The sequence below is a fragment of the Sodalis sp. C49 genome (genome assembly GCF_046352915.1).
Taxonomy (GTDB): Bacteria; Pseudomonadota; Gammaproteobacteria; order Enterobacterales; family Enterobacteriaceae; genus Acerihabitans.
This window is the reverse complement of the sequence record NZ_CP163303.1, coordinates 872,253-886,975: the sequence shown is the minus strand read 5'-3', so window position 1 is coordinate 886,975 and position 14,723 is coordinate 872,253. Positions and strand designations below refer to the sequence as shown.

The window sequence follows — 14,723 nt, the reverse complement described above, 5'->3', positions numbered from 1 at the left end:
GTCCCCACTGCCTTATATTAGCGCTGGGGACATTATTATCGGACTCACATTAACAATAAATTATCAGCCTCCGATAGCCTTTTCGCTTTGCAACTGCCAATTATGAGACGCCTGGATACTGCGGCCGGGATAATTAATCTCGCTGCTGCGGCGGCGGAAGTCGCTGGGGCTGACCCCGACGCGTTTACGGAATACCCGCGAAAAATAGAGCTGGTCGTCATACCCCACCACGCGGCCGATGGTGGCGATGGATTCCTGCGTGGTCTGCAGCAGCAGTTTGGCGCGAATTACCCGCTGGTCCTCGCGCCAGCGCAGGATATTGATGCCGACCTGCTCGCGAAAGAGATGCGCCAGCCTGGAGGGGGATAAACAGACATGCCGCGCCACCTCGTCGATGCGCAGTTCGCCGGAGAGATTGCCGGTGATAAACTGGCAGGCCTCGATAATACGCGGATCCATGATTTTGCTTGGGCTTTGCGGGTCCTCCTCCATGGCGCGCAGCAGCATGCGCTCCAGCAGGTTCATGCCCAGTTCTTCCGAGAAACGGCGTCCGGAACGTTGGGTTTGCTCGATATTGGCCAGCAACCGGTCGAATTCGGTCAGCAGATTATCATTGCCGAGCCGCAGGCGGCCGACGTCATGGATTTTGCTGTGCCATTCCAGCCAGTCGGCCCAGTACGCACGCGGGCGAAAATACACCCAACGATGATACCAGCAGTCGCTGTCCGGGGAGCGGCCGTAATAATGGGCGGATTTGGGTGGAAACAGCAGCAGGTCGCCCGGATTACAGACGAAGGAACGCTCGCCTTCAAAAATCTTACCCTGCCCCTTGATGGTCAGATTAAGAATATATCCCTTCATGCCGTCGGGCCGGTCGATAAAGAAGTCCAGCGGCCCGCCCGCTATAATCGGCGTCAGGCCGGCAACCAGATAGGCATTGAACATATAGCCCGGTAATAAGGGATTGGATTGCGTCTCGTGAGTCATTCGATGATACATCTCACCTCCGGACAGGTTGTCGTCTGATTGAGAATATCCTAAAGCGCGGACAATAGCGTGCCAGGGTCGTAAAACTGTGAGCGGGCCGGCCGCGATGCGACCGGTCCGCGTCGGTTTATACCGTACGTTTGGCTTTTTGTTTGTAGCGGTCGAAAATCACCGCCGCCAGCAGGATGACCCCACGCACCACGTATTGCGAGAACGGCGAAATATTCAGCAGATTCATGGCGTTTTCCACGGTGCCGAGGATCAGCACCCCGGCCACCACATAGGAAATCTTGCCAATGCCGCCTTTCATCGATACCCCGCCCAGCACGCAGGCGGAGATGACGATCAGTTCATAACCCAACGAGGTCATGGGCTGGCCGCTGGTCATCCGCGAGGCGAGGATAATACCGGCCACCGCCGACACCAGTCCGGACAGGATAAAAATAATGATCTTGGTGCGCACCACCGGCACCCCCGCCAGCCGGGCGGCTTCTTCATTACCGCCAATGGCCAGCGTGTTGCGCCCGAAGGTGGTTCTGTTGAGCAGGAAACCGAAGATGGCCATGCACAGCGCCATGATCCAGATGGGCGCGGGCAGGCCCAGCCAGTTGGCGTAGCCCAGCACGAAAAAGCGTTCATCTTCGATGCCCACCGCTTTACCATCGGAAATGATATACGCCAGACCGCGCACGATTTGCATGGTGGCCAGGGTGGTTATCAGGGCATTGATTTTCAGCTTGGCGATAACAAAACCGTTGACCAGACCGCACAGTACGCCAAGCACCAGTCCCGCCGCCACGCCGAGCCACAGGCTTTCGGTGGAATTGATGACCACGGCGGTGGTGACGCCGGCACAGGCGATAACCGAGGCGACCGACAAATCGAAATCGCCGGAAGCCAGGCAAAACAGCATGCCGCAGGCGACGATACCGGACATGGAAATAGCCAGGCCGAGGCCCTTCATATTGATAAAACTGGCAAAGTTCGGCACAAAAAACGAGCAGGCGATAAACAGCACCACGAACACCACCAGCATGCCAAAATTATCCCAGACGCGGCCAAAGCCCAGCGTTTTTTTCGCTTTCGGGGAGGGGGTAGTAACAGTCGACATCTTAGACTCCTTCACAATCAGGCAACCGCGTCAGCGGGGCTGGTATCGGTTGTGTGCAACATTGCCAGACTTAACGCTTTCTGTTCAGTGGCATCGGTGTGGGTGAGCTCGCCGGAAATGGCGCCTTCGCGCATCACCACGATCCTGTCGGCCAGCCCCAGCACTTCAGGCAGATCGCTTGAGGCGAACAGCACGGCGATACCGCGTTTGGCCAGCTCATATATCACGTGGTAAATTTCGTGCTTGGCGCCGACGTCGATTCCGCGCGTCGGTTCGTCGAGCATGATGACTTTCATATCCTCCGACAGCCAGCGGCCGAGAATGGCTTTTTGCTGGTTGCCGCCGGACAGGTTCATGATCAGTTGCTCGGCGGAGGGCGTCTTGATATTCAGGGAGCGGATATGTTCTTCGGCGTTTTCCTTTTCCCAGCGGTCGTTAATCAGGAAACCGGCCTTGATGGTCTTGCGCCGGGCGCTGATATTGATATTTTCCCTTACCGAATGCACCGGTATCAGGCCGTCGGCTTTGCGATCTTCCGGGCACAGCAGCAACCCTTCGCGGATGGCGTCGATGGGCGAGCGGATATTAAGCGGCTTGCCGTCCAGCAGCAACTGCCCGCCGGTAATCAGCGTACCGCCGAACAGCCCCTTCATCAGTTCGCTGCGTCCCGCGCCCACCAGGCCGAACAGGCCGACGATTTCACCGGCGTGCACCGACAGCGTAATCGGCGTTTTCACGCCAGCGGCCTTGATGCTGTCCAGCTGCAGCCGTACCGCGCCATGATCGCGCGGCTGGTAACCGTAGATATCACCGAGATTGCGTCCCACCATGGCCTGCACCAGCTTGGTGTGATCGACCTGGGTCATATCGTCGAACGTGCGGACGTACTTGCCGTCCTTGAATACCGTGATGGCATCGCCGAGGGTAAAAATCTCCTCCATACGGTGCGACACGTAGAGTATTACCCTGCCCTCGGCCCGCAGTTCGCGGATCACCCGGAAAAGCTGTTCGATTTCACGCGCCGACAGCGAACTGGTCGGCTCGTCAAAGGCAATAATTTTGGCATTGCGGGTCAGCGCCTTGGCGATTTCCACCATCTGCCACTGGGCGATGGACAAATATTTGAGCGGTGTGTCCGGCGCGATATCCAGCCCCAGGTGTTCCAACTGCAGTTTGGTTTCATAATGCAGGATGGCGCGGTTAACCATGCCGTATTTATTGGGCAACTGGCCGAGGTAGATATTTTCCGCCACGGTCATTTCCGGCACCAGGTGCAACTCCTGGTAGATAATGGCGACGCCGGCATCCAGCGCATCGGCGGTGGAATTAAAATGGACCGGCTGGCCTTTGATAAGGATTTCACCCTGGGTCGGCGTATAGCTGCCGCTGAGAATTTTCAGCAACGTGGATTTGCCGGCGCCGTTCTCGCCCATCAGGGCGTGGATCTGGCCCGGATAGCAGTCAAAACTGATATCATCCAGCGCCTTGACGCCGGGAAACGTTTTTCCGATGCCGCGAAACGACAGATAGGGTGTCTGAATTGTCATGAACACATCCTCGCGTTAACTGATACGAACGGTGCGCCGGCAATCCCACGGCTGTAACCATCAGGGGTCTTGGCTGACACTTGCACATCCTCTTGATGAATGACATCGTCATGGACAGGGACGGCGCATAGCCGTCCCGGGAAACAGGCGCCGCGGTTATTTACCGCCCAGCCCTTTCTTCGCCAATTCTTCTTTAAAGTTGTCGCGGGTAATGACCACCACATCGGTCACTTCGGTGAATTTGGGCGGTTCAACGCCTTTGGTTACCCAATCGTTAAGCATCTGGATGCTCTTGTAGCCGTGAACGTCCGGACTTGGCAGCAGAGACCCGTAGAAGCCGGTCGCATTGACCTTGGAGAGTTCGCTCACCGCATCCACGCCGTTGATGCCGATGCCGATAACGTTGGGCGCCTTGAAGCCCTGGCCTTCGGTGGCGCGCACGCCGCCGAGCACGGTATTGTCGTTCATGCCGATGATCAGCCAGTTTTTCACGCCGGAATGCTGTACCAGCAGTGAGTTGGCGGCGTCAAAGGCGCCAGGGATATCGTTGGATTTCGTCGGGACGGTATAGATTTGTTTTGCCGGGAAACCGGCGGCTTTTAATGCGTCCATCGAACCGGTAGTGCGGCGGCGGGCGGTATCGAGCTCATCGGCGGTAATAGCCATGACGCCGGTGTCAGCCACGTTCCAGCCGCGCTTGTTCATTTCTTTCCACAGTTCCTGGCCCTGGCGTTCGCCAATCTTGGTGGCCGCCATCATGACCAGGGGAACGGTGTCCATCGGTTTGCCTTTGGCGGTGACGAACTGATCGTCAACGGCAATGACCTTCATATCATAGCTACGGGCCTTGGCGACAATGGCCGAGCCCAGTTTTGGATCCGGGGTACAGATAACAAAACCCTTGGCGCCGCTTGCCGCCAGGCTGTCGATAGCGTTAAGGGTTTTCTCGCCATCGGGCACGGCGATTTTAATCACATCAAATCCCAGGTCCTTGCCGGCTTTATCGGCAAAACGCCATTCGGTCTGGAACCAGGGTTCTTCCGGCTGTTTAACCAGAAAACCCAGTTTCAGATTTTCCGCCATAGCCGATTGAGACATAACGGCAGCCAATCCGATTGCCGCCAGTGCCTTAGTGAATTTATGCATGTAACTCTCCGGTATTTTTTATCGCCTCGCTTCAAAATGCTGAAGCGTGTAAGCGTTATCAGTCGGGAAGATGAATCCGCTTGGAACGTCTAAGCGGCGGATTTATCGCCGTTAGTCCGACCAGGCCCTTTAGACGGGAGTAGTTTTAGCCTTAATGTGTTACTAAAATGTAGAGCGTTATCACAGTTCTCAATAACAGCTGATTTGTGCATAGATACAGCAAATTTCACCTCCCCGCGCGTTTTTGAACACCATCACATTTCAGCCATCAGCGACAGGAATGTGCATACTTCCAGCCAACCGCTCCTCACGGCCGGCTCAAAACCCCCTTATGGTTGTGCACATCATCCGTTTTCGGGTAAACAGGAGAGAACAGCATGAATGAAGAGGCCATCAGCCTCGGGCTTGATTTCGGCAGCGACTCGGTACGCGCCCTGGCGGTAGGATGCCAAAGCGGTAAAGAGCTGGCGACCGAAGTGGTCTGGTACCCGCGATGGCGCGAGGGCCAGTATTGCAAACCCGCGCACAATCAATTCCGCCATCATCCCAATGATTATCTTGAATCCATGGAACAGGCGATCCGCGCTGTGGTAAACGCCCTCACCCCGGCCCAGCGCCTGCGCGTCGCCGGCATCGGCGTCGATACCACCGGCAGTACCCCCGCCCCTATTGATGAGGAGGGCCGGATACTGGCGTTGCGCCCGGAATTCGCCGACAACCCGAACGCCATGTTTATCCTGTGGAAGGATCATACCGCCATAGAAGAAGCCGAGGCGATAAACCGGCTGTGCCACGACGGCGCGCATCCGGATTACACGCGCTACATCGGCGGCGTGTACTCCTCTGAATGGTTCTGGGCCAAAATCCTGCATATTACCCGCCAGGACGCCCAGGTACGCCGGCAGGCGGTATCTTGGATTGAGCTTTGCGACTGGATACCGGCCGTGCTGTCCGGGACCACGCGGCCGCAGGACATCAAGCGCGGCCGCTGCGCCGCCGGACATAAATCCCTTTGGCATCCCGACTGGGGCGGCGTGCCGCCGCGAGACTTCCTTGAGGCGCTCGATCCGGTTCTGACCGAACGGCTGCAATATCCGCTCTTCACCGATACCTATACCGCGGAAGCGCCGGTCGGGCGCATCACCGCCGCATGGGCGCAGAAGCTTGGCTTGCCGGAGACCGTTACCATTGCCGGCGGCGCCTTCGACTGCCATATCGGCGCGGTGGGCGCCGGCGCGCAGCCCTATACCCTGGTTAAAGTCATCGGCACATCGACCTGCGATATCCTTATCGCCGACGAACAGCGTGTGGGCGATCGCACTATCGCCGGCATCTGCGGCCAGGTCGACGGCAGCGTGGTACCGGGATTTATCGGTCTCGAAGCCGGTCAGTCGGCCTTTGGCGACATTTATGCCTGGTTCGGACGTTTGCTGGGCTGGCCGCTGAAACAGGCGGTGCAACACAACCCGGCCCTGAAACCCGCTCTCGACGGTATCCAGGAACAGATGCTGAACGCGCTGGCGCAGGCCTGGGCCAGCGAACCGTCCCTTGAGCATCTGCCGGTGGTGCTGGACTGGTTCAACGGCCGGCGCACGCCTTACGCCAACCAGCGCCTGCAGGGCGTGATCACCGGCCTCAATCTGGGCACTGATGCGCCGGCGCTGTTCGGCGGACTGATTGCCGCCACCGCCTTCGGCGCCCGCGCCATCATGGAATGCTTTGAAACCCAGGGCATCCCGGTGGAAAACGTGCTGGTGATGGGCGGCATTGCCCGCAAATCGCCGATTATCATGCAGGTATGCGCGGATGTGATGAATCGTCCGCTGCAACTGGTGGCCTCCGATCAATGCTGCGCCCTCGGCGCGGCTATCTTCGGCGCGGTGGCGGCCGGCGTTTATCCGGATATCGCCGTGGCGCAGCAGGCCATGGCCAGTCGGATTGAACGCACCCTGCAGCCGGACCCGGCCAGGGTCGCGCAATTCGAGCGGCTCTACCAGCGCTATTTGGAATGGAGCGAGCTTGCGGAACCGGCTTACGCGGCGGCGGCGCACAGCGATCGCTGATTAATAATTTACCGGGCGGCACGCTACGCGCCCGCCCGGCCCCTCCCTTAAACGGAGACGCACAGGAGTCATCATGGATAATTTTAAGCAGCACGAAGTCTGGTTCGTCATCGGCAGTCAACATCTTTATGGCCCGGAAACCCTGCGCCAGGTCGCCGACCATGCGCAAACGGTGGTCCAGGGTCTTAATAACGAGGCCGGCCTGCCGGTTAAGCTGGTCTTGAAACCTTTGGTCAAATCGCCCGATGAGATTCTCGCGCTGTGTCGTGAAGCCAATTACGATACCCACTGTATCGGCCTGCTCACCTGGCTGCATACGTTTTCACCCGCCAAGATGTGGATCGGCGGCCTGAGCATCCTCAACAAGCCCCTGCTGCAGTTCCATACCCAATATAACGCGCAGATCCCCTGGGAAACCATGGATATGGACTTTATGAACCTTAACCAGACCGCCCATGGCGGCCGCGAGTTCGGGTTTATCGGCGCACGCATGCACCTTAATCACCAGGTGGTGGTCGGCCACTGGCAGGATAAGCAGGCGCATCTGACCATCGCCAAATGGATGCGCGCCGCCGCCGCCAAACAGGAAAGCCAGCAGCTGATCGTCGCCCGTTTCGGCGACAATATGCGTGAAGTGGCGGTAACCGAAGGCAACAAGGTCGGCGCGCAGATCCAATTCGGCTACTCGGTGACCGCGTACGGCCTGGGCGACCTGGTCAGCGTGGTGAACGAAGTGTCCAAGGGGGATATCGATACCCTGGTGGCGGAGTACGAAGCGTCCTATATCCTTACCGATAAAATCAAGGTCAACGGCGAAAAACGTGAAAACCTGCTGGACGCCGCACGTATTGAACTGGGGCTGAAACGTTTCCTGGAACAGGTGGGCGCCAAAGCCTTTACCTCCAACTTTGAAAACCTGCACGGGCTGAAGCAGTTGCCTGGCCTGGCGGTACAGCGCCTGATGCAGCAGGGATATGGCTTCGGCGGCGAAGGCGACTGGAAAACCGCCGCGCTGCTGCGCATCCTGAAGGTGATGGCCAGCGGCCTGCCGGGCGGCACCTCCTTTATGGAGGATTACACCTATCACTTCCAGCCGGGTAATAACCTCGCCCTCGGATCGCACATGCTGGAAGTGTGCCCAAGCATCGCCAAGGAAGAAAAACCCACGCTGGACGTGCAGTTCCTCGGCATCGGCGGCAAAGCCGATCCGGCGCGGCTGCTGTTTTCCACCCCGGCCGGCCAGGCGGTCAACGCCTCGGTAATCGATATGGGCGATCGTTTTCGCATGCTGGTAAGCGTCGTGGATGCCATCGAACAGCCGCATCCGCTGCCTAAGCTGCCGGTCGCCCGGGCGGTATGGAAAGCGCAGCCGTCGCTGGAAGTGGCGGCCGAAGCCTGGATCCTGGCCGGCGGCGCGCACCACACGGTATTCAGCCAGGCGCTCGATCTCGACCATATGCGCTTATACGCGGAGATGAATAATATCGAGCTGCTGGTGATCGACAACGACACGCGCATCCCGGCGTTCAAGGACGCATTGCGCTGGAATGAGCTTTACTACAAGCTCTGCGCTAAATAGCGACGATGTCAGTCCTGCCGCGGCTCGCTCGCGGCAGGGTTTATATCGCCTCTGCGACGGATTCGTCGGCGGTTTGCGACGAGGCTTTTTGTCGCGCCGGCGGGGGTGCGCCTGCCTGTTGTGTTGTTATACCTACTGCCTGGACGTGCCTTTTGACTCACAACTGCTGAGTGACTGAACTCCCCTTTTCAGTGAATAAGACCGTGGTACTTGCGCCGTTGACCAGAGAAATTTGAGGCGGAATATGGCCTATATCCACGTCATACAGCACAGGAACGGCAAGGTCCCCAAGGGCGGCATGAAGGGCATCCAAATAATTTTGTTGTGTTGGGTCGTTCACGGCCGGCGCCGCACTTCTGCCTATAAGCACACCCTTTAAGTCATTGAACCAGCCATGTAAGCGTAAACTAAATAATGCCCGCGTTAACTCGCAGGGGCCCATTTCCACATTTTCAAAATACAGGATCACCCCCTCGTTACTATTTTGTGCCTGGAACAAGGGTAGATTACCGAAGGAGGTACCTGCTAACCTCGATATAATTTCCAGACATCCGCCAATCAGACGGCCTTGAAAACGGGCAGAAGAAGTGACGCCATCAAGGTGCTGCCACTGTGTTTTTTGTGTCAGATGAAAACCAGCATCTGATGCCGGGCCCCATTGATTTTCGTTCATTTGAAATGCTGCTGACGCGTGCTGTTCACATACAGCCCCCCGGTCACTCTCCAGAATGCTCCATATCGCTTGCGTGGTCGAATCTAACTCTTTCGCACCAAGATCCATCAGGTTTGGTCCATGCACTGTTGCCCAGCCAGAAAGCGTTGTCAGCGGGAAATGAAATGTACATAAATCTGAAAAACCGACAAACCATTTGGGTTCAGTCCGGGCTAACCGTTCGAAATCAAGTAACTCGAGTAATTCGATTGCCAGATCGCCTCCCCATGGGGGCATAACCGCCTTTACCTCAGGATGGGTTAGATAAAACATCAGTTCTTCCGCCCGCGAAATTTTGCAGGCGCTTTTATTTTTATACTGCGACCGTAAGCAATCGCCTTCAACTACCCTAAATCCTTTTTTTATAAGGTTATTTATGGCGAGGTCCAACCGAGGATGCAAATGCTGCGGCACCCCAGATGATGGGGCGGTTATAGCAATCAAATCCCCTGGAACCAGTTTGGGCGGAAAGCGAATCTTCATGTATTGATCCTTATTTGCAAAGTAAATCCATCGTCCACAGTTCGAGATTAAATGCCAAGCCTGGCTGGCTGGCAAAGTTCACATACTCATACAAGAAAGACGGGAGATTGCCAGCAGTCCCAGGCGTTGCCTATGCGCTTGCCGCCGCGTTTTTTCATATTTAACCCAGGAATATCTAGACACCCCGACAGCAGTGAATATACTACTTTGCTATTATTCCCTTCCCTGAACACCAAATCATGACTGCGTACGACTATTTATTAACATTCCGCCGTGTCAGCACGCCGGAAAGCCTGGAAAAACTATTCGATCATCTCAATTATTCGCTGGTTGACGATGCGGAAATCATCAATATGTACCGCGCGGCGGATCACCGCCGGGCCGAGCTGGTCTCCGGCGGCCGTTTATTCGATTTGGGCCAGGTGCCGAAGTCGGTCTGGCGGTACGTCGTTTGAGCGCGATCAACACCGCGCCGCGTATCGGCGGCTGGTTATGGCTGCCGGCCGCCTACCTGCTGATGGCCCTGCTCAGCGCCAGCATAATGCTGGTGATTTTCCTGCTGGCCCTGCTGCAACGCCCGACGGCGGACAGCACCACCATCGCGGCGGTCTTTACCCTGCAGTGGTATGCGTCCATGGCCACCACGCTGGTCATGTGGGGGTTCACCTTTTGGACCCTGCGCCTGTTGTTTCGCCGTTCGACCCGCTTTCCCAAAATTTTTATCCTCTGGCTGCTGGCGGGCGTGCTGCTGGCGCTCAAGGCTTTCGCCTTTTCCCCGGTCACGGATGAACTGGCGCTGCGCATTTTATTCTGGCCGCTGCTGGCCGCGGCGACCATGGTGCCCTATATTAAACGTTCGCGCCGGGTTAAAAACACCTTTATCCAAGCCTCATAGCACCGCCGTTGTCCTTATCGGTCTCCCGATAATAACCCTACAATTACTATGTTGTTGAAATGGACTTGATGCCGGATAATACGTCGCTTCTTTTTAATTAGGTACGGCAATGAATGGTTACCTGTTACTGTTTATCGGCACCATGCTGGTAAATAATTTCGTTCTGGTTAAATTTCTTGGGCTTTGCCCCTTCATGGGTGTGTCCAAAAAACTGGAAACGGCAATGGGTATGGGCATGGCCACCACCTTCGTCATGACGCTCGCCTCGATTTTTTCCTGGCTGATTAACAGTTTTATCCTGCTGCCCCTCGACATCACCTATTTGCGCACCCTCTCGTTTATTTTCATTATCGCGGTGGTGGTGCAGTTCACCGAACTGGTGGTGCGCAAAACCAGCCCGTCGCTGTATCGCCTGCTGGGCATTTTCCTGCCGCTTATCACCACCAACTGCGCGGTGCTTGGCGTGGCCCTGCTCAATGTTAACCTCAATCATAATTTTCTGCAGTCCGCCGTCTACGGATTCAGCGCGGCGGCGGGCTTTTCGCTGGTCATGGTGCTGTTCGCCGCCATTCGCGAACGCCTGGCGGTGGCCGATGTGCCGGCGCCGTTCAAGGGCTCATCCATCGCCCTGGTCACCGCCGGTCTGATGTCGCTGGCGTTTATGGGCTTTACCGGCCTGGTGAAATTCTGATGCTGTCGCTATGGTGGGCTATTGGATCGCTAAGCGTTCTGGCATTGGTGGCGGGCGCCCTGCTGGGCTACGCCGCCCGCCGCTTCAGGGTGGAGGGCGATCCGCTGGCCGGGCAGATCGATGCGCTGCTGCCGCAAAGCCAATGCGCCCAGTGCGGTTATCCCGGCTGCCGTCCCTATGCCGAGGCGGTGGCGGGCCAGGGTGAAAAAATCAATAAATGCGCGCCCGGCGGCGAACAGACGATGCTCAAGATTGCCGGACTGATGAACATCGAACCGCAATACCTGGACGACGAAACATCGGCAGGCCAGCCGGCGGCGACGGTGGCCTGGATCGATGAGGGCAATTGTATCGGTTGCACCAAATGTATCCAGGCCTGCCCGGTGGACGCCATTATCGGCGCTACCCGGGCGGTGCATACCGTGGTCAGCGACCTGTGCACCGGCTGCGATCTCTGTGTCGCCCCCTGCCCGACCAATTGTATCGAAATGCGGCCGGTGGCGGTTTCCACCGACAACTGGAAATGGGATCTGAACACCATACCGGTCCGCCTCATCCCCATGGAACAGCATGTTTAAGCTCTTTGCCGCGTTGCGTAAGGATCGCCTCTGGGATTTTCCCGGCGGCATCTATCCGCCGGAAATGAAAACCCAGTCAAGCGGCGTGCCGCTGCGCCGTCCGCCCCTGCCGGCCAAATGCATTATTCCCCTTAAGCAGCACCTGGGGCCGGAGGGTGAACTGTGCGTAACCGCGGGCGACCGCGTGCTGCGCGGACAGCCCCTGACCGAGGGGCGGGGTCGCACCCTGCCTATCCATGCGCCCACCTCGGGAACGATTGAGGCCATTACGCCCCATACCACCGCCCATCCGTCGGCGCTGGCGGAACTCAGCGTTATCCTCACCCCCGATGGCGAAGATCGCTGGTGCGAACGCCGGCCCGTGACGGATTACCGTCAGCGGGACGCCGGCTATTTGCTTGAACGCATCCATCAGGCCGGCATCGCCGGCCTGGGCGGCGCGGGCTTTCCCACCGCGGCCAAGCTACAGGGCGGATTGGGCGCGGTAAATACCCTGATTATCAACGCCGCGGAATGCGAACCTTATATTACCGCCGACGATCGGCTGATGCAGGAGCACGCGCTTGAGATAGTCGGCGGCATCGATGTGCTGGTCCATATTCTGCGGCCGGCGCGGGTTATCATCGGCATTGAGGACAATAAACCGGCCGCCGCCGCCGCGATGGCCGCGGCCATTGCTGATGGCGCCGGCTACCTGCTGCGCGTCATCCCGACCAAATATCCGTCCGGCGGCGCCAAACAGCTCACGAAGATCCTCACCGGCCGGGAAGTGCCGTTCGGCAGCCATTCAGCCGCCATCGGTGTCGTCATGCTGAATGTCGGCACCGTCTTCGCCATTAAACGGGCCATTATCGATGGCGAAGCCCTGACCGAACGGGTGGTGACGCTGACCGGCGACGCGCTTAAGCGTCCGGGCAACGTTTGGGGACGTCTGGGCACGCCGGTCGGTCATCTGCTGCGCGACGCAGGCTTTACACCGCAGCCCGGCCAGCTGGTGATCATGGGCGGACCGCTGATGGGTTTTACGCTGCCGGTGCTGGATGTGCCCATCGTCAAGATCAGCAACTGCATCATGGCCCCCGCGGCCAGCGAAATGGCCCCGCCGGAGCCGGAACAAGCCTGTATCCGCTGCGGCCTGTGCGCGCAGGCCTGTCCCGCCGGTTTGCTTCCCCAACAGCTCTATTGGTTCAGCCGTGGCCAGGAGCACGAAAAAGCCCGCGGCCATCATCTGGCGGACTGCATCGAATGCGGCGCCTGCGCCTATGTCTGCCCCAGCAATATTCCCCTGGTGCGCTATTACCGGCAGGAAAAGGCGGAAATACGCGCCTTGGATCTGGAAGCGCAGCGCGCGCAGGCGGCCAAGGCGCGCTTTGAAGCCAAGCTGGCGCGGCGCGAGCGGGAAAAACAGGCCCGTGAAGTGCGCCACCGGCAGGCCGCGGTCAAGCTTGACGCGCGGGACGAACCGATGATAAAAGCGGCGCTAAACGCCTTGCCCGACGCCGGTCATGACGCGGCGGCGGTAGCAGAGCCGTCGGGGCAGCCTGCGGCGACCGTCATGCCGGCTTGCGCCGAAGAGGCTACGCCGGATCTGCGCAAAGCGGCGGTAGCGGCGGCCATCGCGCGCGTTAAAACGCGCAAAGCCTTGTCCGACGCGCAGCCAATAAGTGACAACGTAGCGGAAAATGCCGCAAGCGACAGTACCTGCGCAACCGCCCGTCCGGCGCAGGCCGGCGCAGACAACAGTACGGCGACGTCGCATCCCGCGACCGCCGATGCCGCCGATGCGCGCAAAGCCGCGGTGGCGGCGGCCATCGCCAGGGTCAAGGCCCGCAAGGCCGCAGCAGAGGCAACCATAGGGTCCCACGAGGAATAAATGGCTTTCAGGATCGCAAGTTCCCCCTTTACCCACAACCGGCAAAGCACCCGGCGCATCATGCTGCAGGTCATGGCGGCCTGCCTGCCGGGTCTGCTGGCCCTGAGCTATTTTTTCGGCTACGGCACCCTGGTGCAAATCCTGCTGGCCACGTTGGCCGCCTGCCTGGCCGAAGCCGCAATGGTGGCGCTGCGCCGCCAGCCGGTCGGTCCACGGCTTGCCGACGGCTCCGCGCTGCTGACCGCGGTGCTGCTGGGGCTGAGCCTGCCACCGCTGGCGCCCTGGTGGATGATCGTGCTGGCTACGGCGTTTGCCATTATCATCGCCAAGCAGCTTTATGGCGGCCTGGGACAAAATCCGTTTAACCCGGCCATGGTCGGGTATGTGGTGCTGCTGATCTCGTTCCCGGTGCAAATGACCAGTTGGCTGCCGGAAGCGGGGCTGCGGCTGCATACCGCTTCGCTTGCGGACACCTTATGGCTGATCTTCGCCGGCCACACGCCGGGCGGCCTGGATGTGCAGCAGCTGCGCGCCGGGTTCGACGGCATGACCCAGGCGACGCCGCTGGATAATTTTAAAACCGGTCTGCGCGGCGGGAAGGATGCGCTGGCGCTGCTCGGGCAACCGCTCTACAGCGGCCTGATGGGCGGATTGGGGTGGCAATGGGTCAATATCGGCTTCCTGGCGGGGGGCCTTTATCTGCTCTGGCGCAAGGTGATCAACTGGCAGATTCCGGTCAGCTTCCTGGCGGTGCTGATGATGTGCGCCAGCCTGGGCTGGTGGTGCGATGCGCGCGCCAGCGCCCCGCCGCTGCTGCATCTGTTCTCCGGGGCCACCATGCTGGGCGCTTTTTTTATCGCCACCGATCCGATCACCGCATCGACGACAGATAAAGGACGGTTGATTTTCGGCGCCCTGGCGGGTCTTCTGACCTGGCTCATCCGCACCTATGGCGGTTATCCTGAGGGCGTGGCCTTTGCGGTGCTGCTGGCCAATATCTGCGTGCCGCTGATTGATTATTTTACGCAACCCCGCGTATACGGCCATCGCTAAGGAGC

The 14,723-nt window shown here is 58.7% G+C and carries 12 protein-coding genes and 1 pseudogene; 8 read left to right on the top strand and 5 right to left on the bottom strand.

What is annotated here, in order from left to right; genetic code table 11:
• Positions 1-63: 63 nt before the first annotated feature.
• The 4 genes from araC to ABUK12_RS03915 all read right to left on the bottom strand — a co-directional run bounded on the left by araC (position 64) and on the right by ABUK12_RS03915 (position 4,791).
• Positions 64-999, bottom strand: a complete 936-nt coding sequence (araC, locus tag ABUK12_RS03930; protein WP_410015050.1) for an arabinose operon transcriptional regulator AraC — start codon at positions 997-999, stop codon at positions 64-66.
• A 115-nt stretch (positions 1,000-1,114) separates the two neighbouring features.
• Complete coding sequence (gene araH, locus ABUK12_RS03925; RefSeq protein ID WP_410015049.1) at positions 1,115-2,098, bottom strand: L-arabinose ABC transporter permease AraH; 984 nt, start codon at positions 2,096-2,098, stop codon at positions 1,115-1,117.
• Between the two features lie 17 nt (positions 2,099-2,115).
• The gene (gene araG, locus ABUK12_RS03920) at positions 2,116-3,645 is read right to left on the bottom strand and encodes an L-arabinose ABC transporter ATP-binding protein AraG (protein ID WP_410015048.1); all 1,530 of its coding nucleotides are present in this window, start codon (positions 3,643-3,645) and stop codon (positions 2,116-2,118) included.
• A 156-nt stretch (positions 3,646-3,801) separates the two neighbouring features.
• Complete coding sequence (locus ABUK12_RS03915) at positions 3,802-4,791, bottom strand: arabinose ABC transporter substrate-binding protein (protein WP_410015047.1); 990 nt, start codon at positions 4,789-4,791, stop codon at positions 3,802-3,804.
• Between the two features lie 377 nt (positions 4,792-5,168).
• Here ABUK12_RS03915 and ABUK12_RS03910 point away from each other — a divergent pair, with 377 nt between their 5' ends.
• Positions 5,169-6,854: a ribulokinase gene (locus ABUK12_RS03910; protein ID WP_410015046.1), complete on the top strand. Its 1,686-nt coding sequence runs from the start codon at positions 5,169-5,171 to the stop codon at positions 6,852-6,854.
• Between the two features lie 73 nt (positions 6,855-6,927).
• Positions 6,928-8,433: an L-arabinose isomerase gene (gene araA, locus ABUK12_RS03905; RefSeq protein ID WP_410015045.1), complete on the top strand. Its 1,506-nt coding sequence runs from the start codon at positions 6,928-6,930 to the stop codon at positions 8,431-8,433.
• 157 nt (positions 8,434-8,590) lie between these two features.
• On the opposite strand, the gene ABUK12_RS03900 is transcribed toward araA, so the two are convergent.
• The gene (locus ABUK12_RS03900) at positions 8,591-9,628 is read right to left on the bottom strand and encodes a S66 peptidase family protein (protein WP_410015044.1); all 1,038 of its coding nucleotides are present in this window, start codon (positions 9,626-9,628) and stop codon (positions 8,591-8,593) included.
• 239 nt (positions 9,629-9,867) lie between these two features.
• Between ABUK12_RS03900 and ydgT the strand changes: the two genes are divergently transcribed.
• The 6 genes and pseudogenes from ydgT to rsxD all read left to right on the top strand — a co-directional run bounded on the left by ydgT (position 9,868) and on the right by rsxD (position 14,718).
• Positions 9,868-10,083, top strand: a complete 216-nt coding sequence (ydgT, locus tag ABUK12_RS03895) for a transcription modulator YdgT (RefSeq protein WP_331120310.1) — start codon at positions 9,868-9,870, stop codon at positions 10,081-10,083.
• On the top strand, positions 10,080-10,523 hold the full coding sequence (locus ABUK12_RS03890; protein ID WP_410015043.1) for a DUF2569 domain-containing protein: 444 nt from the start codon (positions 10,080-10,082) through the stop codon (positions 10,521-10,523). The genes ydgT and ABUK12_RS03890 overlap by 4 nt, the downstream gene beginning before the upstream one ends.
• Positions 10,524-10,632: 109 nt before the next feature.
• Positions 10,633-11,214 carry an electron transport complex subunit RsxA gene (gene rsxA, locus ABUK12_RS03885; protein ID WP_410015042.1) on the top strand — a complete coding sequence of 194 codons (582 nt, stop codon included), beginning with the start codon at positions 10,633-10,635 and terminating at the stop codon, positions 11,212-11,214.
• Positions 11,214-11,792 (top strand): electron transport complex subunit RsxB, encoded by a 579-nt coding sequence (rsxB, locus tag ABUK12_RS03880; protein ID WP_410015041.1) that lies wholly within the window; start codon positions 11,214-11,216, stop codon positions 11,790-11,792. Before rsxA ends, rsxB begins: the two co-directional genes overlap by 1 nt.
• Positions 11,785-13,641 (top strand): annotated as a pseudogene (rsxC, locus tag ABUK12_RS03875) (electron transport complex subunit RsxC); the annotation flags it as partial. The gene rsxB and the pseudogene rsxC, both read left to right, overlap by 8 nt.
• Positions 13,642-13,665: 24 nt before the next feature.
• A complete protein-coding gene (gene rsxD / locus ABUK12_RS03870; protein ID WP_410015040.1) occupies positions 13,666-14,718 on the top strand; it encodes an electron transport complex subunit RsxD in 1,053 nt (350 codons plus the stop codon).
• The last annotated feature ends 5 nt before the right edge of the window (positions 14,719-14,723 follow it).

Bases quoted from the DNA above. Each gene is read 5' to 3' on its own strand.
- araA (WP_410015045.1), top strand. From the start codon at position 6,928: ATGGATAATTTTAAGCAGCACGAAGTCTGGTTCGTCATCGGCAGTCAA.
- rsxB (WP_410015041.1), top strand. From the start codon at position 11,214: ATGCTGTCGCTATGGTGGGCTATTGGATCGCTAAGCGTTCTGGCATTG.
- araH (WP_410015049.1), bottom strand. From the start codon at position 2,098: ATGTCGACTGTTACTACCCCCTCCCCGAAAGCGAAAAAAACGCTGGGC.
- rsxD (WP_410015040.1), top strand. From the start codon at position 13,666: ATGGCTTTCAGGATCGCAAGTTCCCCCTTTACCCACAACCGGCAAAGC.
- ABUK12_RS03900 (WP_410015044.1), bottom strand. From the start codon at position 9,628: ATGAAGATTCGCTTTCCGCCCAAACTGGTTCCAGGGGATTTGATTGCT.
- rsxA (WP_410015042.1), top strand. From the start codon at position 10,633: ATGAATGGTTACCTGTTACTGTTTATCGGCACCATGCTGGTAAATAAT.
- araG (WP_410015048.1), bottom strand. From the start codon at position 3,645: ATGACAATTCAGACACCCTATCTGTCGTTTCGCGGCATCGGAAAAACG.
- ABUK12_RS03915 (WP_410015047.1), bottom strand. From the start codon at position 4,791: ATGCATAAATTCACTAAGGCACTGGCGGCAATCGGATTGGCTGCCGTT.
- araC (WP_410015050.1), bottom strand. From the start codon at position 999: ATGTATCATCGAATGACTCACGAGACGCAATCCAATCCCTTATTACCG.
- ydgT (WP_331120310.1), top strand. From the start codon at position 9,868: ATGACTGCGTACGACTATTTATTAACATTCCGCCGTGTCAGCACGCCG.
- ABUK12_RS03910 (WP_410015046.1), top strand. From the start codon at position 5,169: ATGAATGAAGAGGCCATCAGCCTCGGGCTTGATTTCGGCAGCGACTCG.